A 26000-nucleotide genomic window follows, 5' to 3' on the forward strand; every position below is an offset into this window, starting at 1 on the left:
ATACCGCCGATCGGGGCTGATCCCTGCCGCTATCCGGTGATCCACCCAGTGGAACACGCACCGACCGGACCACTGGGCGCACTGGTCCGGGTTAGCCCGATCGGCCCTGTCGCCCGGCCTCGTCGCCGAATATGTTGCGACGAACAACAAATTCCTGCCGCCGACGACGTCTGTGGGAAGGACCCCTGTCATGAAGTCTCCGAAGCGGTCGCGTGTCTGCGCCGCTCTGCTGTCCCTCGCCGTGCTCGCGCTCCCCGCACCGGCCAGCGCCGCGCCCGCCGAAGCCCCCGGCGCGCCGGGCACCGGTTCGGCGTGGACCACCGGCGGCAAGGAGGGTTTCGGCACCTCGGCCGGGACCGCCTCGAAGGTCTGGTTCACCCTCGGCCAGGGCATCAGCCACGAGGTCTACTACCCGACCGTGGACGTGGCGAACGTCCAGGACCTGCAGTACGTGGTCTCCGACGGTACCGGGTTCACCCAGCTGGAACGCGACCACACGACCAAGCAGGTGGTGCTGACCGATCCGCGGTCGCTGAGCTACCGCCAGATCAACACCGCCACCAACGGCCGCTACCGGATCACCAAAACGCACACCACCGACCCGGCCAGGGCGACCGTGCTGATCCAGACCCGGTTCGAGGTGCTCGGCGGCGGCCCGCTCCAGTTGTACGCGCTGTACAACCCGTCGCTGAACAACAGCGGCATGGGCGACACCGGCGCGAGCGCGGGCGGGCAGCTGGTCGCCTCCGACGGCCCGGTGTCCAGCGCGCTGGCCGCTTCCACCGGCTTCACCAAGCTGACCAGCGGTTACAGCGGCAGCGCGAGCGACGGTTACGTGGACCTGAGCGGCAACCACGTGCTCGACGCGCAGTACGACTCCGCCTCGGCCGCGGGGAATCTGGTGCAGCTGGGCCAGATTCCGGTCGGCACCGACACGACGTTCACGCTGGCACTGGGCTTCGGCGGTGATCGCGCGGCCGCGTCGGCGACCGCTTCGGCTTCCCTCGCCGGTGGTTTCGCGGCCGCCGACACGGCGTACCGGTCCGGCTGGGACGGCTACCTGGATTCACTGGCCGCGGTGCCCGGTTCGATCACCGGCGCCGGGCTGACCACGCAGTACGACGTCGCGCTGATGACGCTCAAGGCACACGAGGACAAGACCTATCTCGGCGCGAACGTCGCGTCGCTGACCAACCCCTGGGGTGAGGCGAAGGACGCGAACGGCACCGGCGACTGCGGTTACCACGCCGTCTGGTCCCGCGACCTCTACCAGGTCTCGACCGCGCAGATCGCCGCCGGCGACACCGCGGCGGCGAACCGCTCCGCCGACTACCTGTTCACCGTGCAGCAACGCCCGGACGGCTCGTTCCCGCAGAACACCCGCCTCGACGGGACCAACTGCTGGACCAGCCTGCAGCTCGACGAGGTCGCGTTCCCGATCGTGCTGGTGTGGCAGCTGAACCGGTTCGACGCGGCGATGTGGGCGAAGGTGAAGAAGTCGGCGGACTTCCTGGTCTCACGCGGGCCGTCCACGCCGCAGGAGCGCTGGGAGGAGAACGGCGGCTACTCGCCGTCCACCATCGCCGCGGAGATCGCCGGGCTGATCTGCGCCGCCGACATCGCCGAGCGCAACGGCGACACGGCGAGCGCGAACACCTACCGCACCACCGCCGACCAGTGGCAGGCGCAGGTGACCGGCTGGACGTTCACCACCTCCGGACCGCTCGGTGACGGCCGGTACTTCGAACGCATCGACGGCAACGGCAATCCCAACGACGGCCAGAACATCTTCCTGCAGAACGGCGGTGGCAACCACGACGAGCGCGCCATCATCGACCCCGGATTCCTGGAGCTGGTGCGGCTGGGCGTGAAACCGGCCGCCGATCCGGACGTCGCGGCTTCGCTGTCCGAAGTGGACTCCACGCTGAAGGTGAACACCCCGAACGGCCCGATGTGGTACCGCTACAACCACGACGGCTACGGCGAAACCGCGTCCGGCGGCCCGTACACCGGCGCCGGGACCGGGCGGTTGTGGCCGCTGCTCACCGGGGAACGCGGGGAGTACGAACTCGCCAACGGGCGCTCGGCCTCGTCCCACCTGGCCACCATGGCGGCCAGCGCGAACCCGGGTCACCTGATCCCGGAACAGGTCTGGGACCGGGCGAGCGCCGGCGGCTTCACCTTCGGCGAGGGCACCGGCTCGGCGACGCCGCTGGCGTGGTCGATGGCGCAGTTCGTCCGGCTCGCGCACTCGATCGACGCGGGCGCGCCGGTGGAGACACCGTCGGTGGTCAAGCAGCGGTACGCAAACGGTTGCGCGAGCGTTTCGGCGCAGTTCTCGGTCAACGCGAGCACCACGTGGGGGCAGAACGTCTTTGTTGCCGGTGACCGGCCGGAACTGGGTTCGTGGAACCCGGCGAAGGCCGTCCCGCTGTCGTCGGCGAACTATCCACTGTGGACGGGCAGCGTCGGGCTGCCGAAGGGCACCGCCTTCCAGTACAAGTACCTGCGCAAGGAGGGTGGCACGGTCACCTGGGAGTCGGGCGCGAACCGCTCGGCCACCGCTTCCGGGTGCACGCTGGCATTGAACGACACCTGGCGCCCGTAGAACAGACCCCACTCGCCGCCGAACCTGGCTGAACGTCACGGGCCAGCGGGGCTGCTGATCAATTCGGTCAGCGCGTCCACCAGTACCTCCACCCCGCTGAGCACCGGACCACCCGGCTCCACCATGTACCGGTCCCGCCGGATCTCGATCATCAGCGCGGTCACCTCCGCCACCCGCCGATAGTGCTTCAGCGGCACATAAGCACCACCGAAAGGCGTGTTCACGTCTACGTCACCAAAAATCGAAGTAGCCGCGGAAACCAGCCACGAAGGCGTGTGGAAGGAATCCACGCCCAAGCAAACCGGCGGCCGATTGCCGTCGCGGTGAAGTTCATAGGGCAGGGCCTGGCTCGGGTACGAGTGGATATCCAGGATGACCACCCGCCCCACGGCCGCCAGCCGGGCATCGACCAGGTCCGTCATCGCCGCCGCGTATGGGTGGTAGTGCCGCGTCAGGAGTTCTTCGACGTGCGCGGGGTCATCATCACGCAGGACCGCGCCGTGCGAAGTGCGCAGGTAGACCGCGCCCATGCCCACCGACCGCATTTCCTCCCGCGCATCCGGGAAACGTTCCGGATCGATCACCAATCGCGAAAGTTCGTTCCGGAAGATCCACGGGCTCACCGGCGAAGCCTCGGCCGCCCGCGACGCGATGAGTCCCGTATGGGCATCCGTCATCAGATCCAGCTCCGCCGACAACGCGTCATCGTCCAGCAGGATGCGAGACCGGGAACCGGGGGTCAGCGCGCGGGAACCGTGCGGCACGTGCAGGATCACCGGTGATTCCGCGGCACCGGGAACCACCGAGAAACTCATCCCGCCAGTGCCTCGAGCGACTTGCGCAACGTCCCGCCAACCTCTACCGGACGCCGCGATTCACGGTCCACGAAAACGTGCACAAAATGCCCCTCGGCGATCAGTTCACCCGACGCCGAGAACATTCCGATCTCGTACCGCACGCTCGACCGCCCCAGGTGCCCGACCCGCAGTCCCACCTCGAGCGATCCCGGGAAGGACACCGAACCCCGGTAGTTGCAGTGCGACTCCACGCACAGCCCGATCACCTCCCCCGACTCGATGTCGAGTCCGCCCTCCTCGATCAGCCAGGTGTTGATCACCGTGTCCATCAGCGAATAGTGCACCACGTTGTTGACGTGCCCGTAGACGTCGTTGTCCTTCCAGCGCAACGGAACCGTCCGCACGTGCGGGTAGTCGTTCACCACAGCTCCACCGAGTCCCGCAGGATGGCGGCCAGGTCGTCCGCCGAGGGTTCACGCGGAGCCGTCGCCAGCAGTCGCTGCTGCTTCAGCGAACCGGACACCAGCGAGTCCACATCGGACTCACCGAAGCCCACCGCGCCGATGCCGTTCGGGATCCCGATGCGCCGCATCAGGTCGCGCAGCACCGCGGGCAGGTGGTCGGCGGCGTCCCCGGACCACTCGAACTCCGGCGCCAGCAGCCGTGCCACCCGCAGGTGCCGCTCCGGCGCCGCCGGGAAGGTGAACTTGAAGGCCGCCGGCGCGGTCAGCGAAACCGCCATTCCGTGCGGCACCATCGCCTCGTCGCCCGGATAGCCGTCCGGGTGGAACTCGCGCACCTGCCCGGCCACCGGGTACGCGTTCGCGTGCGGGATGTGCACGCCCGCGTTCCCGAAACCGAGCCCGGCGAATGTGGCCGCCAGCGCCATGTCCTCACGCGCCTGCAAGTCCGACCCGTCCGAGACCGCCGCCACGAAGGAACGCGCCAGCAACCGCATCGACTCCTCGGCGAACATGTCCGCCAGCGGGTTCGAACCGCAGTACGGCACGCGCTCTTCCGGCCGCTTGCGCGCGAACGAGGTGTACGGCTTCGCGGTGTAGCTTTCGGCGGCGTGGCACAGGATGTCCATCCCGCTCGCCGCGGTCACCGCGGCGGGCTGGCTGACCGTCAGCCGCGGGTCCACCACCGCCAGCGTGGGCCGCAGCCGCAGGTGGCTGATCCCGCTCTTCACCTTCAGCGACAGCACGTCCAGCACGCACACCGTGGTGCTCTCCGCGCCGGTCCCGGTGGTGGTCGGCACCGCCACCAGCGGCTTCAGCGGCTTGGCCGGGGCACGGCCGCCGCCGACCGGCGCGTTGACGTAGTCCATCAGCTCACCGTCGTTGCTGGTCAGCAGGTTGACCGCCTTCGCGGTGTCGATGCTCGACCCGCCACCGACGGCGACGAAGGCGTCCCACGGGCCGTGCCCGCGCGCGTAGTCGACCGCCTTGTCCATGCTCACGTCGGTCGGTTCGACGTGCACGCCGTCGAAAACCTCGGCCTCGACGCCGTAACCGGCGATGCCGTCGGCGATGCGGCGCGGCCAGCCGGTCGCGGCCACGTCCGGGTCGGTCAGCACGAGCACGCGCCGCGCGCCGTACTGCGTCAGGTCGTATCCGATCTCGTCGCTCGAGCCGCTTCCGTACTTCAGCGCCGGAGCGCCGTAGGTGAAGATCGACTCGTAGTCGGCTGAAGCCACGCCTTCGTGCTCCCTCGCTTGTCGGTCCGCGGAACCCCGATTGACCGTACCCCGGCCTGCCCCTATCGTCAGAACGCCGGGACATCCGATGACTTTGGCGTACCACCCAGCTTTTCCCGACGAACGACCGGCCATCACCGCAGATGCATCCGATCTTTGCCGAGGGAGCCGAATGAGCAGGACAAGAGCGCGCGGCTGGTTCGCCGTGTTCGCCGCCGGAGCCGTGACCGTGCTGACCGCCGCGATCCCGCCGCTGGGCGCCGCCGGGCCGAGCGCGGCCGCCGAGCCGCCACGCCAGGAGAACGGCATGACGCTCTGGTACGACGAACCGGCCACCGACTGGGAGTCCCAGTCGCTGCCGATCGGCAGCGGAGCGCTGGGCGCCAGCGTGTTCGGCGGGGTCCAGGCCGAGCAGCTCCAGTTCAACGAGAAGACGTTGTGGACCGGCGGCCCCGGCTCACCCGGTTACGACTTCGGCAACTGGACCTCGCCACGACCAGGCGCGCTCGAAGCCGTCCAGCAGCGGATCGACGCCGAAGGGCAGGCCGATCCGGAGTGGGTGGCCGACCAGCTCGGCCAGCCGAAGCACGGATTCGGCGCGTACCAGACCTTCGGCGATCTCCGGCTGACGCAGCCGCAGGCGCCACCCGAAGTGACCGGTTACCGCCGCCACCTCGACCTCTCGACGGCCACCGCGGGCGTGCGCTATTCCTCCGGCGGCGCCGAGTTCACCCGCGAGTACTTCGCCTCCGCCGCCGATCAGGTGATCGTCGCGCGGCTGTCCGCCGACCAGCCGGGGCGGCTCGGCTTCACCGCCGCCATCACCGCGCCGGACAACCGGTCGAAATCGGCGGAAGCCAGAGACGGCCGTCTCACGTTTTCCGGCCGGCTGAACGACAACGGCATGCGGTTCGCCTCGCAGGTACAGGTGCTCAACGAGGGCGGCAGCCGGACCGACAACGCGGACGGCTCGGTCACCGTCCAAGGCGCGGACGCGGTCACCCTCATCCTCGCCGCCGGGACCGACTACTCCCCCGCACATCCGGCCTACCGGACCGGCACCGACCCGATCACCGGGGTCGCGCAGCGGGTCGGCCAGGCAGCGGCCAAGGGGCTGACCGCGCTGCGGAACGCGCACGTGGCCGATCACCAGGCGTTGTTCAACCGGGTGGACCTCCAGCTCGGCCAGCAGCTCCCGGCGATCCCGACCGACGACCTGCTGCGCGGGTACCAGGACGGTTCGGCCACTCCGGCCGCGCGGAAAGCGTTGGAGGTGCTGTACTTCCAGTACGGGCGATACCTGCTGATCGCTTCGTCGCGGCCCGGCTCGCTGCCCGCGAACCTCCAGGGCGTCTGGAACAACTCCACGTCACCGCCGTGGAGTGCCGACTACCACGTGAACATCAACCTGCAGATGAACTACTGGCCAGCCGAGACCACCAATCTCTCGGAGACGACGGCGCCGCTGTTCGACTACGTGGATTCGATGGTGCCGCCGGGTGAGGTGACCGCGCGGGAGATGTTCGGCAACCGCGGCTGGGTGGTGCACAACGAAACCAACCCGTTCGGCTTCACCGGAGTACACGACTGGGCGACCGCGTTCTGGTTCCCCGAATCCGGGGCCTGGCTGGCGCAGCACTACTACGAGCACTACCTGTTCACCCGCGACGAGGCGTTCCTGCGCGAGCGCGCGTATCCGATGATGAAGTCGCTGTCCCAGTTCTGGATCGACGAACTGGTCGCCGATCCGCGTGACGGGAAACTGGTGGTCACGCCGAGCTACTCGCCCGAACAGGGGCCGTTCACCGCGGGGGCTTCGATGTCGCAGCAGATCGTCGGTGATCTGCTGACCAATACGGTCGAAGCGGCGAAGTCACTGGGCGACAACGGGTTCGCCGCGGAGGCCGCCGACGTTCTGTCCCGTTTGGACCCGGGCCTGCGTATCGGTTCCTGGGGTCAGCTGCAGGAGTGGAAGACCGACCAGGACGACCCGAACAACCAGCACCGGCACGTCTCGCACCTGTTCGCGCTGCATCCCGGCAGGCAAGTCACTCCGGCCGAAACCCGGGAGTTCGCCGAGGCCGCCAAGGTTTCGCTGACCGCGCGCGGGGACGGCGGGACCGGCTGGAGCAAGGCGTGGAAGATCAATTTCTGGGCGCGGCTGCTGGACGGCGACCACGCGCACACCATGCTGTCCGAGCTGCTGAAGACCAGCACGCTGACCAATCTGTGGGACACCCATCCGCCGTTCCAGATCGACGGCAACTTCGGCGCCACCGCCGGAGTCGCGGAAATGCTGCTGCAGAGCCATTCCGGGGCGGTGGACGTGCTGCCCGCGCTGCCGGGTGCCTGGGACAGCGGCTCGGTGCGCGGGCTGCGGGCGCGTGGCGACTTGACCGTGGACGTGGACTGGGCCGTCGGCGTGGCGAACCGGATCGTGCTGACCGCGGGCCGGACCGGCGCCATCGATGTCCGAAGTGGACTCTTCGAGGGGCCGTTCGAGGTTCGGGACACCACCACCGGGCAACTCGTCGAGGTGGCCAGGGACGGCAACCGGATCACGCTGAAGGCCGAGCAGGGGCACCGCTACGAGGTCAAGGCACTGGCTTCGGTGTCCATCGTGATGCCGGACGAGGTCGAGCCCGGCACGCCGTTCACCACGCAGGTCACCGTCGCGGCGACCGGCGGCACCCTGCCACGCGGCGACGTCCGGCTGACGCTGCCCGCCGGCTGGACCGCGATCCCGGCCACCCAGCCCTCGGCACCGCTGCGGGCGGGCACGGACCGGACCCACCGGTTCGAGATCACGCCGTCGGGTGGAGCCGGGACACTGCACGCCGAGGCAGCCGGTGACGGCTGGACGGTCCGGGCGTCAAGACGGGTGGGCTAGGTCCAGCCGTCTTCGCCGCCGGGGCCGACGGTGATGCCGTCGACGCCGTGGCCGGAGAGGTGCCAGGACTCGAACTCCGGGTGCGGGCCGACGATCAGTTCAGCGCCGTTGTCGAAGGCGAGGTGCAGGGTGCCGCGATCCCGGACCTCGACCGCGGTGATCTTCTTCATGAAGAGGTCGAGGATCGGGGCGAGCGCGGCACCGGCGCCGGGGGTGAGTTCGTGCCAGTCCCCGGCCGCGTCGCGGAAGCGGATTTCGGTCTCCACCTCCAGTTCGGCCTGGACGCGGTAACCCTCCTCCGCGGTCCACGCGCTCAACATCAGCCGTACCTGGTAATCGAACGCGGTGCGCCGGACCTCGCAGCCGATCAGCGGGGTGGGGATTTCCAAGGCCGCTCCTCGCCTCCACCAACCTGGTCCGCCCAGCTTAGCCAGCCGGTCAAGTTTTGGAGCACGTGTTCTGTTACAGTGCCGTCATGGCTCGTCCACGGCTCCACGACCTCGGCGAACTGCTCGACACCGCCGAGCGGCTCGTCGCCGAGGTCGGCGCGTCCGGCGTCACCGTGCGCACGCTGGCCGCGGCCGCCGGTGTGCCGAACGGCACGATCTACCACGCCTTCGGCTCGATCAGCGCGCTGCTCGGGCGGGTGTGGCTGCGTGCCGCGAACGACTTCCTCGACCTGCAGACCGAACTCGCCGACCGGCCCGATCCGGTCGACGCGGTGGTGGGCGCGGCAGGCGCGCCCGCGGTCTTCGCGCAGCGGCGCCCGGCGGCGGCGCGCATGCTGATGACCGTCAAACGGGACCACCTGCTCGGCCCCGGCCTGCCCGCCGAACTCGCCGACGACCTGCTCGCGCTGGACAAGCGGCTGGTGGCCCTGCTGGTCCGGCTCACCCACCGCCTGTGGGGACGCCGCGACGCCGCCGCCGTCGAAGTGCTCACCACCTGCGTGGTCGACCTGCCGACCGCGTTGTTCCGCCGTGCGCTCAGCGGCCCGCCGGGCGAAGGCGCCGGCGAGGACGCGCGGCTGCGCCTCGACGCCGCCGTGCGCGCGGTGCTCGCCATCGACCCACCCGCCCGTCAACGATCCACAAAGGACTGAACATGCCCGAGCTCAAGCACCACGACCCCGTCTACGTACTCGATTTCGGCGCCGACGAGAACCGGTTTTCGCCGGAATGGCTGGAAAGCGTCAACTCCGCGCTGGACACCGTCACCGCCGGGGCCGCCCCGGCCGCGCTGGTCACCATCGGCGGCGGCAAGTTCTATTCGAACGGCCTCGACCTGGCCTGGCTGACCGCCAACGGCGAGCGGGCCGGGGAGTACGTCGCCGACGTGCAGGAGTTGTTCGCCAGGGTGCTCACCCTGCCGGTGCCCACGGTCGCCGCGCTCAACGGCCACGCCTTCGGGGCCGGCGCCATGCTCGCGATGGCGCACGACTTCCGTGTGATGCGGGAGGACCGGGGGTACTTCTGCTTCCCGGAGGCGGACATCAACATCCCGTTCACGCCGGGCATGGCCGCGCTCATCCAGGGCAAGCTGACCCCGTCGGCGGCGGTCGCCTCGATGACCACCGGCCGCCGCTTCGGCGGTCCGGACGCGCGGGAACTCGGCCTCGTCGACGCCGTCGCCGCCGAGTCGAAACTCCTCGAACAGGCCGACGAAGTGGTGCGCGGCCTGGCAGGCAAGGACCGGGGCACACTGGGCGCGATCAAATCCACCATGTACGCCACGGCCGTCACCGCCCTGCGCGCCACGGCTTAGACTTCTTTGATCGCAGGGTAGCGGCACGCGGTCAACGGCCGCGGCCCCCAGCGTGGAATCTTGTAACCCCGGGTACCGCTCGTCCGATATCTCCTGCGATACGACAAGGAGACATGATGGCGGGCACCGCGGAGGCTCTGCACGTTCTCGTGACGACAGACGACGACTCGGACAAACGGCGGCTCGCGATGGCCACCGCGAACCTCGCCCGAGAACTCACCCAGGCACGGTTTGCCGCTGCCCTCGATCAAGGCAGCGGCGACGCGCCCGCTGGTTCCAAGAGCGCGACCGCCGTGACCATCGGCTCGATTGCGGTGAGTGGCGTGTTTTCGGCCGCGGCGCTGCGGCAGTTGACCAGGATCGTCACCGCGTACATCCAGCGGGGCAGCGCAAGGAAGATCAAGATCACCGACGGCGACCGTGAAATCGTCATCGACGGGTTGTCGGGCAAGGCGCAACAGGCACTCATCGACAACTGGATCGAAAGCCGCGACGCACCTTCGGGATCGTAATGGGCCGCTACGCGTTGCTGGTTGCCACTGGTCAATACGCCGATCCCCGGTTCAGCCGGCTTCGGGCCCCCGATCAGGATGTGAGCCGGTTGGCGGCCGTCCTGGAGGATTCCGACGTGGGCGGCTTCGACGAAGTGAACGTTCTTCGCGACGCGACCGACTTCGAAGTGCGCCTCGCGGTCGAGGGGTTGCTCAGCGATCGCAGGCGTGAGGATCTGGTACTCCTGTACTTCTCGTGCCACGGCTTTCGAAGTGCGCAAAGTCGGCTCTACTTCGCGACAGCCAACACGCGGTACGAGCGCCCCGCGGGCTCCGCGGTGTCGCGTTCTTTCATCAATGAACAGTTCGAAGACTGCCACGCGGGCGGCCGGGTCCTGTTCTTGGACTGCTGCTTCAGCGGTGCTTTCGGTGAGGGACTGAAGTCCGCGCCGTCGAGCGCACTGGCCGGTCAAGTCGGTGAAGGGTACGTGGTCGTCACCGCGAGCGACGCGTTCGAGCATTCGTTCGAGGGCGATACGCTGGCCCTCGACGCATCGCGGTCGTCCGTCTTCACCGATGTGTTGCTCGAAGCGCTGACGAGCGGCGGCGCGGATCTCGACGCCGATGGCTGGATCAGTCTCGATGAGCTCTTCAGTTATGTCCGGGACGGCGTGGCCCGACGCCGTCCCGATCAGAAACCCAAGCTGTTCGCCCATGCGGCCGAACCGAATTTGATCCAGGTGGCTCGGGCGCGCCACGCGCGGGTGGCACCGTCACTCGAAGACAACACCGAATCAGCGATTTCGCCAGGCCCACCCCGTATCGCCACCTATACGCAATCCCACCAGATCGTCGCCAGGGGCATCAGGGTGATCGCGGAGGTGATCGGCCGGACCCTCGGTCCACTGGGCCGTCACGTCCTGATCCGCGGTGACAACGACAGCTACCTCGAAGCTCGGGACTCGGCATCGATCGCCGCTTCCTTCAAAGCAGACGACCCGCGGGATGACCTGGGTGTCGGTTACATCCGCGAACTCGTTCACAAGGTCCACTGCGACGTCGGTGACGGGGCCACGACGGCGACCGTTCTGACCGAATCGATGACGACGGGCGCACTCGACGCGCTCCGGCGGGGCGCCAGCCCGGCCAGGCTGAAACGCAGCTTGGAAAGAGCACTCGAAGTGCTCCTTGCCGAGCTCCCCGCCATCAGCACCGAAGTGCACTACAAGGAGCAGATTTCCTCGACCATCGCCCGGTCCGCGGGAGATGCGGTCATCGGTGATCTGCTCGCCGAAGCACTCGACAAAGTGGGCAAGGAGGGCGTGGTCACCGTCGAGGAGAGCAGCGCCCTCAGCTTCGCACTCGAACTGACCGAAGGAACGCGCTTCGACAGGGGCTATCTCTCCGGTAGCTTCGTCACCGACCCGGACCGCGCCGAGGCGGTGCTCGAGGACCCGTACATCCTGCTGTGCAGCTCGGAGCTCCTCGTCGCCGAGGAGATGGTGCCGATGCTGGAGAAGGTCATGCAAGCGTCGAAACCGTTGCTGGTCATCGCCGATGACGTCGACGGTTCAGCGCTGGCGACGCTGGTGGTCAACAAGGTGCACGACACGTTCAAGTCGGTGGCGGTGAAGGCTCCCGGCTTCGGTGAGCGCCGCAAGGCCCTACTGCAGGACATCGCGATCGTCACCGGTGGCACGGTGTTGGGCAAGGACGGGAAATCCACGCTGGCCGGAGCCGACGTCTCGTCGTTGGGCCGGGCCCGTCGGGTCGTCGTCACCAGCAGCGACACCACGATCATCGATGGGGCCGGTGACTACGAGCAGATCCAGAATCGCGTGGACCAGCTCCGCCGGGAAATCGACAGCTGCGACTCGGACTACGACCGCGAGAAACTGCGGGAGCGGCTGGCCAAGTTGGCCGGCGGCGTGGCGATTGTCAGGGTTGGGGCCCAAACCGAGAAAGAACTTCGAGAACGCAAAGGTCGCGTCGAACGAGCCATCCGCGTGGCTCGCGTTCTCGTGGAGGAGGGCATGGTGCCCGGAGGCGGTGTCACACTCCTCGAGCTGCGCGCCCGGCTCGACCACCCAGAGTTGACCGAGGAAACCGACAGGATGGCGGCCCACATCCTGCGGGACGCGCTCGCGGCTCCCTTCCGCCAGATCGTCCGCAACGCCGACCTCGACGAGCAAGACACTCTCGATGCACTCGCTCGTCAACCGGCGGGGACGGTCTTCGACGTGGCCGAAGGAGCCTTCGCGCCGGAGACAGCCACCAACCTCCTGGATCCGGCGGCCGTGGTGAGAACAGCGCTCACCACGGCTGTCGCCCTGACGGGCCGGCTTCTCATGGTCAGCTAGCGGTGACCGGCGGGGCGGGCGGTCAGCACACCCGCGCCGCCGGTCAGGCCGGGTAGGGTTTGTTCGAGTTCCCGCAGGCGGGCCGACGGGATCTCCGCGTCGAGGATGGCGGAATCGCCTGACACCGACGGGATTCCCGGCGTGCCGCCGAGGCGGACCAGCAGGGCCAGCACCGGGCTCAGCGCGTCCTCCGGCAGGTCCAGGTCGACGTGCTCCCACGGTTCACACACCACGGTCCCCGCCCGCGACACCGCTTCGGCGAGCACCAGCGGCGTGAGGTTCCGGAAGTCGGCCGCCGTGCTGATCGGGCTCGCGTAGCCGGTGTGCGTCAGGGTGACCGAGCAGTCCACCACCGACCGGTCGCGCAGGGTGGCGCGGGTGGTTTCCTCGATCGCCGTGATGAACGCGGCGGGTAGCGAACCGCGTTCGGCGGACAAGGCGAACCGCACGCCCGAATCCGGCTCGCCCGGCTCCACACGGAACCCGATCGTGGCCCAGTGCACCACCGGTTCGGTGTCGCCGATCCGGGTCACCGCGGCGCCGGTGCCGGTGAGCCGCTTCACGCGGACCACCCGGGACGGCGAGAACTCCGCCGTCACGCCGAATTCCTCGGTCAACCGCGCCGCGATCACCTCGCGCTGGACCTCGCCGTACAGCGAAACGACCAGGCTGCCCTCGTCCGGACCGCGGCGCAGGCCGATCAGCGGATCCTGGTCGGCGAGCCGTTCGAGGGCGGTGAACAACGCGGCCGCCGTGCTCCCGGGCGCCGGGGTCATCACGGTTTCCAGGCTGGGCAAGCGAAACCGCGTCGGTTCCGGGGCGGCCGACGTGGTGCCGAGCCGATCGCCGACGCGCAGGTCCGGCAGTCCGGTGATCCTGGCGATGCCACCCGCCGGGACGCGCGCCTGCCTGCCGTCCACGTCGAGCACCGAGGTCACCCGCCCACTCCGGTCCGCGAAGGTGATCCGGTCGCGCGCGGCCAAGGTCCCGGAGAACAACCTGGCGACCGCGAACCGGCGGCCACCACGATCGCGTTCCACCGCGAAAACGGTGCCGGTCAACGGTTTCTCCGACAAGGACGGGTCGACCGCGGGCAGGAAGTCTACGATCCCCCGGCGCAGCGCGTCGATCCCGGTGCCGGTGATGGCGGAGCCGAAGAACACCGGGTGCACCCAGCCCCGGCGGGCCTGTGCCGCCAGCTCATCGCACAGCAGCACGGGATCGAGTCCATCCACATAGGACTCCAGAACCGCGTCGCTGCGTTCGGCCAGCAGCTCGGCGAGTTCGGCGCCCGGTTCGAGATCGGTGACCGAGGCGGCTCGGGTACCGAGGCCGGTGGTCCGGTTCACCGCGATCGCGGCTGGGCTGAGCAGTCGCCGGATGTCGGCCAGCAGCCCGGTTTCCCTGGCCCCGGCGCGGTCGATCTTGTTGACGAACAGGATCGTCGGCACGGCCATGGCACGCAGCGTGCGCATCAGCACCCTGGTGTGCGCCTGCACGCCTTCGACCGCCGAGAGCACCAGGATCGCGCCGTCGAGCACACCGAGCGCGCGCTCCACCTCGGCCACGAAGTCGGCGTGGCCGGGGGTGTCGATCAGGTGCACCTCGTGCCCGGCCGCGGTGAACGCGGCGACGGCCGAGCGGATGGTGATGCCGCGACGGCGTTCCAGGTCCATGCCGTCGGTCCGGGTGCTGCCGCGGTCGACCGAACCGAGGCTGGTGATGGCGCCCGAGTCGAACAGGAGGCGTTCGGTCAGGCTGGTCTTACCGGCGTCGACATGGGCGACGATGCCGAGGTTGAGCATCCGCATGCGGGAGGAGGTCCTTGTCTGCGAGCGAGCAACAGTCGATGGGGCCTGTCGTCACTCGGCGCATGGACTCTCCTCCGGTTCGGGCACACGGGTCGGCGGCACGTTAGCAAGCACGCGCCACGGGGTCACTCGAATTTCCGCCTAGACTCCGGGAATGACGGTGACCCTGCAGCGGCGGCTCACGCTGGTCGCCGTGCTCGGCATGGCGTACTGGTTCTTCGGCAACCTCTACGAAGCCGTGGTCTTCTCGCCGAACTGGGTGGTGGACAGCCCGGCGCAGTTCACCAGGCTGCGCGAGTTCTTCGTCAACACCGGGCCCACGCTGTACTTCGTGCCGGTGGCGCAGCTCGCCATCCTGCTCGTCTGGGTGCTGTGGTGGCGCAACCGGGACGAGGAACTGAAGCGCGACTACCGGCGCGCGGGCGTGGCGTCGCTGATTTCGGTGGTGCTGTCGGTGTACGTCATCGCCGTGCTCGTCGGGCAGATGTTCGGCGACGAAGTGCCGGGGCCGGAGCTGACCGGTGTCGCCTGGCAGTGGAACGCGGGCAACGTGATCCGCATGGTGCTCACCGCGGTGACCGGCTGGTCGTTGTTCAGCGCGTTCCGGAAACTCGACCGCCGGACCGCGAACTGAGCGGTGGGGGTGGCCGGCCACCCCCACCGCCGTCTCGGCCTCAGCCCAGGGTGACCGGGAGAACCTTGTGACCGTTGGAGATGAAGGAGGCCGTGGTCTCCAGCTCGGCCGGATCGACCGCCAGCGCCAGCTTCGGGAAGCGCGCGAACAACGCGGGCAGCGCGATCTCCGCCTCCACCCGCGCCAGCGGGGCGCCGAGGCAGAAGTGCACCCCGTGCCCGAACGAGAGATGGCTCTTGTTCGGCCGCGAAAGGTCGAACTCGTCGGGGTTGTCGCCGACCTCCGGTGCGCGGCCCGCCGCCGCGTACGAAGCCAGGATCGCCTCGCCCTGCTTTATCGTCAGCTCATCGCTGACAACGATGTCCTCGACCGCGTACCGCAGCGGGAGATGCGCGACGGGCGCCTGCCAGCGCAGCGTCTCGTCGATGACGTCACCCCAGCCGTACTTGCCCTCGAGCACCTGGCGCAGCTGGTCCGGATGGGTGAGCAGCGCGGTGATCGCGTGGTCGAGCAGGTTGACCGTGGTCTCGTGCCCGGCCGAGATCATCAGGATCAGCGTGTCCACGAGTTCGGCCTCCTGCAACGAGGAACCGTCCTCGTCGCGGGCGGCGATCAGGCCGCTGGCCAGGTCGTCACCCGGTTCGGCGCGCCGGGTCGCGACCAGCTCACCGAGGATCCGGTACAGCTGCTCGCCGTTGGCCGCGGCCTCCTCCGCGGTGGCGGTCGTGTTGAACACGCCGTCGACCGCCTTGCGCAGGTCCGCGCGGTGCTCGTCGGGCACGCCGAACAGCTGGCAGATCACCTCGATCGGCAGCGGGTAGGCGAAGTGCTCACGCAGGTCCACCACGCCTTCGGTGCCTTCGAGCCGGTCGAGCAGGCCGTTCGTGATCTCCTCCACCCACGGCCGCAGCGCCTCGGTGCGGCGGAAGGTGAACGCCTTGGACACCAGCGACCGCAGCCGCCGGTGCTCGCCACCGTAGGCGGTGAACATGTTCTGCACCGCCACCCAGATCATCAGCGGCCAGTCCGCGGGCACCGTGCCGTCGCGCCACGCGGCCCAGTGCTGCCGCGGGTCCTTCGACACCCGTGGGTCACTCAGCAGGCGCTTGAGCAGCTCCGGATCGGTTACTGACCACGCCACCACCTGGCCAGGGAGTTCCACCAGCGTCGCGGCGCCGCGGGCGCGGAGTTCGGCGTTCTCGGCGTGGATGTCGGCGCCGGTGGGGTCGAGGACGAGGGGGCGGGGTGCTGATTCCAACGGTGCTCTCCAGTCGGTTCGGTGGACGGAACTGGCGTGGGAACGACAGGGGTGAACAGCACGGGCAGCGCGGCGAGCGCGCGGTGGAACGGACCGGGCCGCCACCGCAGCTGGTCCTCCGGCACGGCGAGGCGCAGGTCGGGCAGCGCGTCGAGCAGGGTTTCGATGGCGGTGGTGGCGATCAGCCTGGCCGGGCCCTGCGCCGGGCACGAGTGCACGCCGGCGCCCCAGGCGATGTGCGCCCGGTTGCCGACGCGCTGCTCGGCCCGCAGCGCCGGATCGGTGTTGGCGGCGGCGAAGCTGATCACCACCGGTTCGGCGGCGGGCAGGTGCGTGCCCATGAAGTCGATCCCCGGCCACGGGTATCCGGCCGAGTAGTTGGCCATCGGCGGGTCGCCCCAGAGGATCTCCTCGAGCGCGTCCTCCACGTGCAGGCTGCCGCCGGCCAGGTCACCGGCGAAGCGGTCGTCGATCAGCAGCAGCCGCACCCCGTTGGAGATCAGGTTCGCCTGCGGCTCGGTGCCCGCACCCATCAGCAACACCAGCTGGTGCAGCATTTCCTCGTCGTTCAGCCGCGCCGGGTGCGCCATCATCCACGACGGCACGTCCTGGCCGGGCTTCGACCGCTTGAGCGCGAGCAGTTCGAGCATGGCCGCGGTCAGCTCGGCGTTGGCGCGCTCGGGATCGATCATGTCGAAGATGCCGCGCATGCCCGCGACCAGCCGGTCGCCGAGCGCGGGCGGGCAGCCGAAGAGGTGGTTGAACACCTGGAGCGACAACGTGGTCGCGTAGTCGTTGAGCAGATCCGCCTTGCCCTCGGCGGAGAAGCGGGCGATCAGCTCGCGCGCGGTCCGCTCGACGTACTCGCGCAACGAGTGCGGGTTGAGCCGCGCGAGGCTGCCGGTGACCGCGCTGCGCAGGCGCGCGTGCACCGCGCCGTCGGTGAACAGGCAGTTGGGCCGGTAGCCCATCATCGGCATGACCGGGTTGTCCTCGGGCTGGTTCTGCTGCCAGCGCCGGGGATCGCGGGGGAAGGTCGACGGCGAGCGCAGCACCTCGAGCGCGGCTTCGTAGCCGAGGACGAGGGTCGCGTTCACGCCCGGCGCGAGTTCGACCGGCGCGACGGGCCCGTGCGCGGCCCGCATCTTCGCGTAGACGCCGGCGGGGTCGCGGGCGAATTCGTCGTCGTAGAGGCGCGCGCGTTCGGCGTGCGCGGGGCAGCCGGGTGGCGGTCCGGCGGCGGGAGAGGTCACGAATGCTCCTGGCGGATGGGGTCGAAGAGGTAGTCGACGAGGCTGATCAGCGCCTGCGCGGACGATCCGCGGTCGCGGGCGTCGCAGCTGACCAGGCGGGTTTCGGGAAGCAGGTCCAGTGCCTCGCGAAGCTCGGCTTCGGGAAATCTCGGGGCGCCGTCGAACTCGTTGACGGCCACCGCGTAGGGCAGGCCCAGTTCCTCCAGCAGGCCCATCACGTCGAAGGACTCCTCGAGCCGGGTGGGATCCACCAGCACCAGCGCGCCCAGCGCCCCGTAGGCGAGGTCCTTCCACATCTGCGTGAACCGCTGCTGGCCCGGCGCGCCGAACAGGTAGAGCACCACGTCGTCACCGATGGTCAGCCTGCCGAAGTCCATCGCGACCGTGGTGGTGTTCTTGCCGCGCACCCCGGACAGGTCGTCCACCAGCGCGCCGGCCTGCGTCATCGTCTCCTCGGTGCGCAGCGGGCGGATTTCGGACAGGGTGCCGACGTAGGTGGTCTTGCCGACCGCGAACGGGCCAACCACCAGGATCTTCACCGAGGTCCGGACGGTGGCGGGGACGTAGCCGTCAGGTGAGAGCACGGAGGCCATCGAGTACCTTCTGGAGGAGTTGGTGGTCGGGGATGTCGGCCTGGCGCACGGCGGCGCGGGCTTCGATGTGCCCGGAGTCGAGCAGGTCGGACAGCAGCACCTTGGTCACGCTGGTGGGCAGGTTCAGGTGCGCGGCCACCTCGGCCACGGCCAGCGCGCCGCCCCGGCACAGCTCCATCACCCGCCGCTTCTCCGGGCTCAGCCCGACCACCGGCGCCCAGGTCGCGGAGACGACGGTGGCCACGTCCAGCGTGTTGCGGGTCGGGTGGGCGCGGCCTTCGGTGACCACGTGCGGCCGCACCAAAGCCTGCTCGCGCCGGTTCGGGGTCATGCCCTGGTGCCCCCGGCGGCCGGGAAGCGCGGCGGCGCGGTGAGTTCCTGGCCGAGGCGCTGCACCAGTTCCTGCATCCGCGAGGACACGCCCTCGACGTCGACGCGGCCGGTGGTGGACACCGCGACGTAGGCGCCCTGTCCGGCGGCGGTGAGGAAAACGAAGCCGCCGTCGAACTCGATCAGCGTCTGCCGCCACTGCTCGGCGGGCTGGCGGCAGAACTCGCCGGTCGCGCGGGCGAGCGACTGGAGCCCGGACACCGCGGCGGCGGTGCGCTCGGCGTCGTCGCGGCTGATGCCCTCGGAGTGGGCCATCAGCAGGCCGTCGGCGGAGAGCAGCACGGCGTAGAGCGTCTCCGGCATCTGGAGGGCCTGGTCGAGCATCCAGCCGAGCCGGTTGGTGGTCGCGTCGGTGTTCGTGCTCACTGGGCATCCCTTTCGAGGTCGGCGGAAGTGGCGCGGCCGCGACGGGTTCCGCGCTGCCAGGCCGCGGCGGTGGCGACCGGGTTCGAGGCCGGCGCCGGGGCGGCCGGGGCGGCGGGTGCCGGGGCGGCCGGCGCCGGAGCGGCCGCGGCGGGGGTGCGGCGGCGGCGCCGGGGCAGGCCGTGGGCGGTGGTGCCCAGATCCGGCGCCTTGGCCGCGACCGGCTCGGCTCGTTCGGCTGGCTTGGCTGGTTCGGCTGGTGTGGCTTCGCGGATTTCGGCTGTCACGGCTTTTTCGGTGGTCACGGCTGTTTCGGTGCGCGGGGCCGGGGCGAGCGCGGCCGGGGCCGGGCTCGGCGTGGTGATCCTGGTGAGCAGTTCGGTCGGCAGGAACAGCACCGCGCGCACCCCGCCGTAGGGCGAGCGGGTGTCCACCGAGACGCGGAAGCCGTACCGGTTGGCGAGCGCGCCGATCACCGCGAACCCGATGCGCGGCGGCACGCCGAGCGCGGCGATGTCCTGCCCGCCGTGGCCGCTGAGCAGCCAGGCCGCGCGCTGCACCGCTTCCACGGTCATGCCGACACCGGCGTCGTCGATGATGATGGCGAGGCCGTTGTGCGCCTGCTGGAAGGTGACCTGCACCGGGGAACCGGGCTGGGAGTGGCGGGCGCCGTTGTCCAGCAGCTCGGCCACCGCGAGCACCACCGGCTCGACCGCCTGGCTGACCACGGCGGTGTCCGACGGCGCGGGGATCTGGACGCGCGCGTAGTCGCGGATGCGGCCGGTGGCCCCGCGGACCACGTCGGTCAGCGTGGCGGCGGAGCGCTGCAGGCCCGGCCACGAACCGCAGAGCACCGCGGTCGCCTGCGCGCGGCGGCCCAGCTGCGAGTTCGCGTGGTCGAGGCCGAGCAGGCCGTCGAGCACGGCGGGATCGTCGTGCCGGTCCTCCATCGCCGAGATCAGCACCTGCTGCTCACCGGCGAGGTTCTGCACCGTGCGCATCATCGCGCGCAGGGTCGCGGCGGCGGAGTCGGCGGAATCGCGCCGGGTCTGGCCGAGCAGCTCGGTGATCGTGTCGAGCACGGCGCGGTGCGGATCGTGGCCGTTGTCGCGCAGGGGGCCGGGCACGGTCACCGACGGATTCGCCAGCGACTCCGCGACCGCCGGGAGCCGCACCTCGCGCAGGTGCCGCTCCTCGGCTTCGCGCGCGTTCAGCTCGGCGACGGCGGCATCTCGGTACCGGCCGACGGTGGCCGTCACGTTGCGCTGCCGGAGCAGCAGCACGGCGAGCACGATGGCGAGCAACAGCAGGCAGCTCAAGCCTGCCAGCAGCAAGGGGTATTCCATGAAATCCTCACGGTCGGCCGGGCGGGGAACGACCAGCCGGCTAGGCGATCGCCGGGATCAGCACCAGGTCCCGCACCAGGGCCGAACCGGGACCGCGACCGCGCTGCCGGGCGATGAGCGTTCGGGCGGGCCCGGGACAGGACGGCATGTGCGCAGCTCCACAACGGCGGGGACGGACGTCACATCGCGCCGGGCGCGATGTCAGCAGCGAGTACCGTAGCGCAAACTGGGTGTGTTCTCCCAGACTTCGCGAAGAAAGGCCGCGTCGCCCGTGAGCAAGGACTTGAGCACCGCCGATCTGGTCGACGAGCACGGCGAACGGCTGCTCGTATGTGACACGCAGTTCCGGGAATTCGGCGGGCACCGGCGGTTTTCCGGGCCGGTGCGCACGGTGGCCTGCCACCAGGACAACGGACTGGTGCGCGAACTGCTGCGCACGCCGGGCGAGGGCGCGGTGCTGGTGGTCGACGGCGGCGGTTCACTGCACACCGCGCTGACGGGCGATCTGATCGCGGGCTCGGCGGTGGAAAACGGCTGGGCCGGGCTGGTCATCAACGGCGCGGTGCGCGACAGCGCGGTACTCGCCGGACTTCCGCTGGGGATCAAGGCGCTGGGCACGAACCCGCGCAAGAGCGCCAAAACCGGCGCCGGTGCGGTGGACACCCCGGTCACCTTCGGCGGTGTCACCTTCACGCCGGGGGACCAGCTTTACGCCGACGAAGACGGCGTCGCGATTCTCCCGGTGCTTTAACGAGCTCGAAAGACAAGGGCGGCCCGGCCGGCCCTCGCACGGCCGGGCCGAGCCTGGTCAGTTCCCGGTGTTGCGGACGGCGTTGTAGTAGGTGTCCGTGATGAAGTCGCACGGGCCGCGCGCCGGGCCGGTGCCGAAGGTGTGCTCGCACTGCTGGTGCATCAGGTTGAAGAAGAGACGGTCGCAGCGCAGGGTGTTGGCGCCGCCCGCTTCCTCGCACATGTCGTGGTTCGCGCACGGGCCGCGGAAGTCGACCTGGCCCCACGGCGGGACCACCGGCCTGTCCGGCGAGAGCGTGCAGTAGTCGTGCCACGCGCCGCGGTCCGGGTCGTATTCGTAGTTGCCGGGGATCGGCACGAAGCTCGCCGCCTGCGCGCTCCCCGCCGAGATCCCGAGCCCGCCGGCGGCGACCGCCAGCACCACCGCGAACCGGCGCAGTTTTCCGTTCATCAGCTCTCCCCGCAGTTGCCGATCGACTCATCGGATGATCAGTTCGACAGCCAGCAACCTAATTCGGGGAGCACGACCTGCCCAGGGTCCGATCGACCCACAGGTGAAAGCGCCATGAAAGCGCGGTCCGGATCCTGGCGGCCGTGAAGCTCACCTTCCTGATCCTCGGGTTCCTGTTCCTCGGCTCGTCGTTCGCCGTCAGCGCCATCATGTCCGACGAGGCCCGCGTGCGCGGCTCACTGGAGTGGACCTGCCAGCCGCCCGACAAGGCGACCGGGTGGACGGAGTGCCACAGCACCAAGAACAGCGATTCCCTGTTCCGGCTGGACGTCGACCACCTGGCCCTGCAGATCATGCTGGCGCTGACCGGGGTCGGCTGCACGGTGGCGGCCGCGGCGGTCGGCAACCGGCCGAAGCCGGTGCCGACCCCGAACCCGCAGCAGTGGCAGCAGCAACCACAGCAACCGCAGCAGTACGGCCAGCCCCACTGAGTGCTCAGCGGCGTACGAGCACCTGGTCCAGCGACTTGCGCACCAGGTTCGGCACCACGCAGTCGTCCGCCGGGTAACCGACCGGGATGACCGCGAACGCCTTCTCGTTGCGCGGGCGTTCCAGCAGGTCACCGAGGAACCGCATCGGCGACGGCGTGTGTGTCAGCGCGGCCAGCCCGGACAGGTGCAGCGCGGTGAGCAGCATGCCGACCGCGATGCCCACCGACTCGTCGACGTAGTAGTGCTTGTGCGTTTCGCCGTTCTCGTCGAGGAAGTAGCGCTGCTGGAAGACCACGATGAGGTAGGGCGCGTCGGTGAGGTGCGCCTTGACCGCGTCGGTGCCGAGCGGTCGCAGCGCGGAAAGCCACTCCTCCCCCAGCCTGCCCTGGTAGGAGACGCGTTCCTCCTCCTCGGCGGCCTCGCGGATGCGCTGCTTGACCTCGTCGTCGGAGACCAGCACGAACGTCCACGGCTGCTGGTGCGCGCCGCTGGGCGCGGTGGCGGCGACCGCGATGGCGTCGAGCACCACCTGCTCGGGCACCGGATCGGTGGAGAACTCCCGCACCGTGCGGCGGGTGTCCATGCGGCGGCGCAGGTCGGCGGCGGTGGCCAGCGACTGGTCCGCGGGCGGTCGAGCGGGCCGGTAGGGCATCGGCTCGAAGGGGTGTCCGTAGTTCGGAGTCCACATGGCGGTCATTGTCGCCGGGTTCGTGCTTCGTGGGAACAGAACTGACCGCCGAGCCGGCTTCGACCGGCCCGCTCGGGGTGGCCGGCTCGGGACCCCGCTGATCCCCGATTCGCGGTGGCTCTACTACGTCGACGCGGGCTGCTCGCGCGATGATGGCGGGGAGCGAGCGCGGGAGGCGGCGATGACGGGCCGGGTGGTCAGCCACGAGCAGGTCGTGCGCGGTGCGTGCCGGTTCTTCCTGGAGCACGGCGGGGTCGACATGGACCGGCTGGCGGCGAGCCTGGCGGTCAGCCGCGCCACGCTCTACCGGGTGGCGCACAGCCGCGACGGCCTGCTGGGCGAAGTGCTGTGGCGGTTCACCGAGCGGCTGCTGGCGGTGGCCAGGCGCCGGCGCAGGCACGCGGGCGACGAGGGCGTGCTGGAGGTGACGCGGTGGTTCGTCGGCCAGTTGCACGCGGCCATGCCGTTCCGCGCTTTCCTGCGCAGCGAACCGGAAACCGCCGCGCGGGTGCTGTTCACCACCTCCGGCGTGGTGCACCGGCGGGTGGTCTCGGTGCAGCGCGAGATCCTGCGCGAGGCGCATCGCGACCGGCCGTGGTCGCCCACCGCGCTCGACCAGGCGGCCTATCTGTACGTGCGCATCATCGAATCCGCCGTATACGCCGAACTGCTCGGCGCACCCGCGCCCGATCCCGAACTGGTCGAGCGGGCGGCACTGGCGGTGCTGCGACCGGGCTGAGACTGCGGTCTCACGTTCCTGGCACCCAGCGTGGCCGGGCCGTTACGTTCGCCAGGTCCTGCCCATCGCCGTGTGGGAGTCAACATGCCGATCTCCGCGTGGGCTCGGGCCGGGCTGGTCACCGCCCTGCTCGGTCTCCTCCTTCCGACCTCACTGCCCGCCACCGCCGCGCCTGCCCCGGACGCGCCCCAAGTCGTCGGTCCGCTGCCCGGCACCGTGCCGGGCGACCCGAAGGCCGAGCGGATCGAGGACACCTACCCCTTCTTCTCCACGCCGGTCGACCTGGCCGCGAGTGGTTACGTGGAGCAGGAGTTCCACGTCTCCGGCCTGGCCGACGGCTGGGCCACCGACGGGACTCAGATGGGCACCGACGTCCCGTACGCCACGCGCGTGGTCGTGCGGCGGCCCGCGCTGGCCAAGGACTTCAGCGGGACGGCGCTGGTCGAATGGCAGAACGTGACCGCGGGATACGACCTCGATGCGTTGTGGAACGCGGAATCGGTGGTCCGCGCCGGGCACGCGTGGATCGGCGTGTCGGCCCAGCGGGTCGGCGTGAACCAGCTCCGCGAGTGGAGCCCGGCGCGCTACGGCAAGCTCGACGTGACCGGCGGCGGCAGCCACACCGCCGACGAACTGTCCTACGAGATCTTCACGCAGGCGGGCCACGCCGTGGAAACCGGCGCGGTCATGGGCGGGCTGAAGCCGCGCACACTGCTGGCCATCGGCGCTTCCCAGTCAGCGGGCCGGATGACCGTGCTCTACGACAAGGTCCTGCCGCACCTGACGCCGGTGTTCGACGGCTACGCGTTCGTGGTCGGCAGCGCGCCGACCCGCGTCGGCAAGGAACCCGTGTTCCAGGTCCTGTCCGAGACCGACGTGCGCAACCCCGACCGGCCACCGGACACCGCGCAGTTCCGCAGATGGGAGGTCGCGGGCGGCGCGCATTCGGGTCACCAGGGACAGGTCTACCGCGCGCCGATCTCCGAACGCGACCTCGGCGCGGCACCCCGGTACAACTGCGCCAAGCCACCGTTCAGCCGCGTGCCCGTGCACCACGTCACGGCCGCCGCGTACGAGCACCTGCGCCGCTGGGCGGAGCGGGGAACACCACCGCCGACCGCGCCACCGCTGGAGTTCGAGGCGGACGGCGTCACCAAGAAACGCGACGAACTGGGCCTGGCCGTGGGCGGGATCCGCCTTTCGCAGGTCTCGGTGCCGACCGCGCTGAACACCGGGGACAACAGCGGCGAGACCTTCTGCCAGCTCTTCGGCACCTACCAGCCGTTCGATCAGGCGACCCTGGCGAAGCTCTACCCCGGCGTGGACCACTACACCGATCGGGTCGCCACGGCGGACGCGCGGAACGTCCGCGACGGGTACCTGCTCGCGGCCGACGCGAAGCAGAACCACGAGGACGCCTCGGGCGGCAGCACACCGGTGATCTTCGTGCACGGCCACCAGGGCTCGGCGCACCAGTGGCAGTCCAACGCGAAACGCTTCTCCGCCAACGGTTACGCCGACAAGCTGCTCTTCTCCTACGAGTACGACACCAGCATCCTCACCAACGACCACGCCATCGCCGGGCTCGACGCGTTCATCGCCGACGTCCGCTCGCGCGCCGGTGCGTCCACAGTGGACATCATCGCGCATTCGCGCGGTACCACGGTGATGCACGCGTTCCTCGGCACGCCGGAACGGGCGGCGCTGGTGCGCCGGTACGTCAACGTCGACGGCCGGTCCAGCGCCGCCCAGCCCGGCGGGGTGCCGACGCTCGCGCTGTGGGGCGGCCTGCAACCGGAGGGCAACATCGGTGGTGCGGTCAACGTCCGCCTGCCGCACCTCGGTCACACCGAGACGGCCACCGCGGCGGAGAGTTTTGTCCACATGCACCAGTTCCTGCGCGGCCGCCCGCCGATCACCGACGAGGTCACGCCCGAGCCGCCGGGCCTGGTCCGGATCGCGGGCCGCGCGGTGTACTTCCCGCAGAACACCGGGATCGCCGGACGACTTCAGGTGTGGGAGGTCGAAAACGGTGTGCGCCGGGGCGCGCCCGCGCACGACCTCCAGACCGCGCCGGACGGTTCGTTCGGACCGCTGAAAGTCAACGGGCACAAGCACTACGAGGCTGTTCTGCTCCGTGAGGGCCAGCAGACGTACCACTACTACTTCGAGCCGTTCGAGCGCAGTGACCGGTTCCTCCGGTTGCAGGTCTCCGCGCCCGGCGGGATCGGTGACTACGTCGACAAATGCCCCACCCACACCTCGGTCACCGTGCTGCGCGGGCGCGAGTGGTGGTCCGACCAGGCCGACAGCGACCGGCTGGAGTTCGACGGGGTCGACCTGCTGGCCCCGGCTGTCGCACCCCGGGCGCGGCAGGTCCTCGCCGCGTTCGCCTTCGACGACAACTGCGACCTGACCTCCACGCCGGGCACGGTGCTACCGCCGTTCAACGCACTGCCGTTCCTGACCGGGGTGGACACCTATCTCGCCGCGCAACCGGCCGGGACCATCCGCGTCACCGAAGTAGCGCGCGGCTCGGGAGGCCAGGCGCGCACGGTGCCCGTGGCCAACTGGCCGTCCGACGGGCACACGGTCACCGTCCAGTTCAACGACCACCTCTAGAT

24 protein-coding genes are annotated in these 26000 nt (G+C 69.9%); 11 read left to right on the forward strand and 13 right to left on the reverse strand.

Features of this window, described 5'->3' with window-relative positions; genetic code table 11:
- The first annotated feature begins 190 nt into the window (after positions 1-190).
- Positions 191-2608 carry a glucan 1,4-alpha-glucosidase gene (locus YIM_RS37025; RefSeq protein ID WP_153034804.1) on the forward strand — a complete coding sequence of 806 codons (2418 nt, stop codon included), beginning with the start codon at positions 191-193 and terminating at the stop codon, positions 2606-2608.
- 35 nt (positions 2609-2643) lie between these two features.
- Here YIM_RS37025 and YIM_RS37030 read toward each other — a convergent pair whose 3' ends face one another.
- The 3 genes from YIM_RS37030 to YIM_RS37040 are packed head-to-tail and all read right to left on the reverse strand — an operon-like array spanning position 2644 to position 5104.
- Entirely contained in the window at positions 2644-3384 is a 741-nt protein-coding gene (locus tag YIM_RS37030) for an N-formylglutamate amidohydrolase (protein WP_255462805.1), read from the reverse strand.
- 35 nt (positions 3385-3419) lie between these two features.
- Positions 3420-3830 carry a thioesterase family protein gene (locus YIM_RS37035; protein ID WP_153034806.1) on the reverse strand — a complete coding sequence of 137 codons (411 nt, stop codon included), beginning with the start codon at positions 3828-3830 and terminating at the stop codon, positions 3420-3422.
- Positions 3824-5104 carry a hydroxyacid-oxoacid transhydrogenase gene (locus YIM_RS37040; RefSeq protein WP_153034807.1) on the reverse strand — a complete coding sequence of 427 codons (1281 nt, stop codon included), beginning with the start codon at positions 5102-5104 and terminating at the stop codon, positions 3824-3826. The genes YIM_RS37035 and YIM_RS37040 overlap by 7 nt, the downstream gene beginning before the upstream one ends.
- 172 nt (positions 5105-5276) lie before the next feature.
- On the opposite strand from YIM_RS37040, the gene YIM_RS37045 reads away from it, so the two are divergent.
- A complete protein-coding gene (locus tag YIM_RS37045) occupies positions 5277-7994 on the forward strand; it encodes a glycoside hydrolase N-terminal domain-containing protein (protein ID WP_228004266.1) in 2718 nt (905 codons plus the stop codon).
- Here the strand turns inward: YIM_RS37045 and YIM_RS37050 are convergent.
- Complete coding sequence (locus YIM_RS37050; protein WP_153034808.1) at positions 7991-8383, reverse strand: DUF6188 family protein; 393 nt, start codon at positions 8381-8383, stop codon at positions 7991-7993. The genes YIM_RS37045 and YIM_RS37050 overlap by 4 nt on opposite strands.
- A gap of 86 nt (positions 8384-8469) precedes the next feature.
- Between YIM_RS37050 and YIM_RS37055 the strand changes: the two genes are divergently transcribed.
- The 4 genes from YIM_RS37055 to groEL all read left to right on the forward strand — a co-directional run bounded on the left by YIM_RS37055 (position 8470) and on the right by groEL (position 12609).
- Positions 8470-9096 (forward strand): TetR/AcrR family transcriptional regulator, encoded by a 627-nt coding sequence (locus tag YIM_RS37055; RefSeq protein ID WP_153034809.1) that lies wholly within the window; start codon positions 8470-8472, stop codon positions 9094-9096.
- A gap of 2 nt (positions 9097-9098) precedes the next feature.
- On the forward strand, positions 9099-9758 hold the full coding sequence (locus YIM_RS37060) for an enoyl-CoA hydratase-related protein (RefSeq protein ID WP_153034810.1): 660 nt from the start codon (positions 9099-9101) through the stop codon (positions 9756-9758).
- 113 nt (positions 9759-9871) lie between these two features.
- On the forward strand, positions 9872-10270 hold the full coding sequence (locus YIM_RS37065) for a hypothetical protein (protein WP_153034811.1): 399 nt from the start codon (positions 9872-9874) through the stop codon (positions 10268-10270).
- A complete protein-coding gene (gene groEL / locus YIM_RS37070) occupies positions 10270-12609 on the forward strand; it encodes a chaperonin GroEL (RefSeq protein ID WP_153034812.1) in 2340 nt (779 codons plus the stop codon). Before YIM_RS37065 ends, groEL begins: the two co-directional genes overlap by 1 nt.
- Here groEL and YIM_RS37075 read toward each other — a convergent pair.
- Positions 12606-14420: a translation factor GTPase family protein gene (locus YIM_RS37075; protein WP_153034813.1), complete on the reverse strand. Its 1815-nt coding sequence runs from the start codon at positions 14418-14420 to the stop codon at positions 12606-12608. The genes groEL and YIM_RS37075 overlap by 4 nt on opposite strands.
- A gap of 154 nt (positions 14421-14574) precedes the next feature.
- Here YIM_RS37075 and YIM_RS37080 point away from each other — a divergent pair, with 154 nt between their 5' ends.
- Positions 14575-15054 (forward strand): DUF1772 domain-containing protein, encoded by a 480-nt coding sequence (locus tag YIM_RS37080; RefSeq protein ID WP_153034814.1) that lies wholly within the window; start codon positions 14575-14577, stop codon positions 15052-15054.
- A 40-nt stretch (positions 15055-15094) separates the two neighbouring features.
- Here YIM_RS37080 and YIM_RS37085 read toward each other — a convergent pair whose 3' ends face one another.
- The 6 genes from YIM_RS37085 to YIM_RS37110 are packed head-to-tail and all read right to left on the reverse strand — an operon-like array spanning position 15095 to position 20257.
- The gene (locus YIM_RS37085) at positions 15095-16198 is read right to left on the reverse strand and encodes a cytochrome P450 (RefSeq protein ID WP_153037485.1); all 1104 of its coding nucleotides are present in this window, start codon (positions 16196-16198) and stop codon (positions 15095-15097) included.
- Complete coding sequence (locus tag YIM_RS49455) at positions 16180-17565, reverse strand: cytochrome P450 (protein WP_153034815.1); 1386 nt, start codon at positions 17563-17565, stop codon at positions 16180-16182. The genes YIM_RS37085 and YIM_RS49455 overlap by 19 nt, the downstream gene beginning before the upstream one ends.
- A complete protein-coding gene (locus tag YIM_RS37095) occupies positions 17562-18158 on the reverse strand; it encodes an ATP/GTP-binding protein (RefSeq protein WP_153034816.1) in 597 nt (198 codons plus the stop codon). The genes YIM_RS49455 and YIM_RS37095 overlap by 4 nt, the downstream gene beginning before the upstream one ends.
- On the reverse strand, positions 18136-18489 hold the full coding sequence (locus YIM_RS37100) for a DUF742 domain-containing protein (RefSeq protein WP_153034817.1): 354 nt from the start codon (positions 18487-18489) through the stop codon (positions 18136-18138). The genes YIM_RS37095 and YIM_RS37100 overlap by 23 nt, the downstream gene beginning before the upstream one ends.
- Positions 18486-18914: a roadblock/LC7 domain-containing protein gene (locus YIM_RS37105; RefSeq protein ID WP_228004267.1), complete on the reverse strand. Its 429-nt coding sequence runs from the start codon at positions 18912-18914 to the stop codon at positions 18486-18488. The genes YIM_RS37100 and YIM_RS37105 overlap by 4 nt, the downstream gene beginning before the upstream one ends.
- On the reverse strand, positions 18911-20257 hold the full coding sequence (locus tag YIM_RS37110; RefSeq protein ID WP_153034818.1) for an ATP-binding protein: 1347 nt from the start codon (positions 20255-20257) through the stop codon (positions 18911-18913). The genes YIM_RS37105 and YIM_RS37110 overlap by 4 nt, the downstream gene beginning before the upstream one ends.
- 271 nt (positions 20258-20528) lie before the next feature.
- On the opposite strand from YIM_RS37110, the gene rraA reads away from it, so the two are divergent.
- Entirely contained in the window at positions 20529-21008 is a 480-nt protein-coding gene (gene rraA / locus YIM_RS37115) for a ribonuclease E activity regulator RraA (protein WP_228004268.1), read from the forward strand.
- Positions 21009-21065: 57 nt separating this feature from the next.
- Here the strand turns inward: rraA and YIM_RS37120 are convergent, their stop codons facing one another.
- Complete coding sequence (locus YIM_RS37120) at positions 21066-21458, reverse strand: hypothetical protein (protein ID WP_153034819.1); 393 nt, start codon at positions 21456-21458, stop codon at positions 21066-21068.
- A gap of 143 nt (positions 21459-21601) precedes the next feature.
- Here YIM_RS37120 and YIM_RS37125 point away from each other — a divergent pair, with 143 nt between their 5' ends.
- Positions 21602-21949 carry a hypothetical protein gene (locus YIM_RS37125; protein ID WP_153034820.1) on the forward strand — a complete coding sequence of 116 codons (348 nt, stop codon included), beginning with the start codon at positions 21602-21604 and terminating at the stop codon, positions 21947-21949.
- 4 nt (positions 21950-21953) lie between these two features.
- On the opposite strand, the gene YIM_RS37130 is transcribed toward YIM_RS37125, so the two are convergent.
- A complete protein-coding gene (locus YIM_RS37130) occupies positions 21954-22646 on the reverse strand; it encodes a nitroreductase family protein (protein ID WP_153034821.1) in 693 nt (230 codons plus the stop codon).
- 172 nt (positions 22647-22818) lie between these two features.
- On the opposite strand from YIM_RS37130, the gene YIM_RS37135 reads away from it, so the two are divergent.
- Both YIM_RS37135 and YIM_RS48735 read left to right on the forward strand, forming a co-directional pair.
- Complete coding sequence (locus YIM_RS37135; RefSeq protein WP_153034822.1) at positions 22819-23376, forward strand: QsdR family transcriptional regulator; 558 nt, start codon at positions 22819-22821, stop codon at positions 23374-23376.
- Between the two features lie 84 nt (positions 23377-23460).
- Entirely contained in the window at positions 23461-25998 is a 2538-nt protein-coding gene (locus YIM_RS48735; protein WP_194239875.1) for an alpha/beta hydrolase domain-containing protein, read from the forward strand.
- Positions 25999-26000 lie beyond the last annotated feature (2 nt).

Source organism: Amycolatopsis sp. YIM 10 (assembly GCF_009429145.1).
Taxonomy (GTDB): domain Bacteria; phylum Actinomycetota; class Actinomycetes; order Mycobacteriales; family Pseudonocardiaceae; genus Amycolatopsis.

Coding starts and splice junctions, on each gene's coding strand:
- YIM_RS37080 (WP_153034814.1), top strand. CDS start 14,575: ATGACGGTGACCCTGCAGCGGCGGCTCACGCTGGTCGCCGTGCTCGGC.
- groEL (WP_153034812.1), top strand. CDS start 10,270: ATGGGCCGCTACGCGTTGCTGGTTGCCACTGGTCAATACGCCGATCCC.
- YIM_RS37075 (WP_153034813.1), bottom strand. CDS start 14,420: ATGCGGATGCTCAACCTCGGCATCGTCGCCCATGTCGACGCCGGTAAG.
- YIM_RS37065 (WP_153034811.1), top strand. CDS start 9,872: ATGATGGCGGGCACCGCGGAGGCTCTGCACGTTCTCGTGACGACAGAC.
- YIM_RS37135 (WP_153034822.1), top strand. CDS start 22,819: ATGACGGGCCGGGTGGTCAGCCACGAGCAGGTCGTGCGCGGTGCGTGC.
- YIM_RS37060 (WP_153034810.1), top strand. CDS start 9,099: ATGCCCGAGCTCAAGCACCACGACCCCGTCTACGTACTCGATTTCGGC.
- YIM_RS37095 (WP_153034816.1), bottom strand. CDS start 18,158: ATGGCCTCCGTGCTCTCACCTGACGGCTACGTCCCCGCCACCGTCCGG.
- YIM_RS37110 (WP_153034818.1), bottom strand. CDS start 20,257: ATGGAATACCCCTTGCTGCTGGCAGGCTTGAGCTGCCTGCTGTTGCTC.
- YIM_RS37025 (WP_153034804.1), top strand. CDS start 191: ATGAAGTCTCCGAAGCGGTCGCGTGTCTGCGCCGCTCTGCTGTCCCTC.
- YIM_RS37045 (WP_228004266.1), top strand. CDS start 5,277: ATGAGCAGGACAAGAGCGCGCGGCTGGTTCGCCGTGTTCGCCGCCGGA.
- YIM_RS37055 (WP_153034809.1), top strand. CDS start 8,470: ATGGCTCGTCCACGGCTCCACGACCTCGGCGAACTGCTCGACACCGCC.
- YIM_RS37130 (WP_153034821.1), bottom strand. CDS start 22,646: ATGACCGCCATGTGGACTCCGAACTACGGACACCCCTTCGAGCCGATG.
- YIM_RS37100 (WP_153034817.1), bottom strand. CDS start 18,489: ATGACCCCGAACCGGCGCGAGCAGGCTTTGGTGCGGCCGCACGTGGTC.
- YIM_RS48735 (WP_194239875.1), top strand. CDS start 23,461: ATGCCGATCTCCGCGTGGGCTCGGGCCGGGCTGGTCACCGCCCTGCTC.
- YIM_RS37120 (WP_153034819.1), bottom strand. CDS start 21,458: ATGAACGGAAAACTGCGCCGGTTCGCGGTGGTGCTGGCGGTCGCCGCC.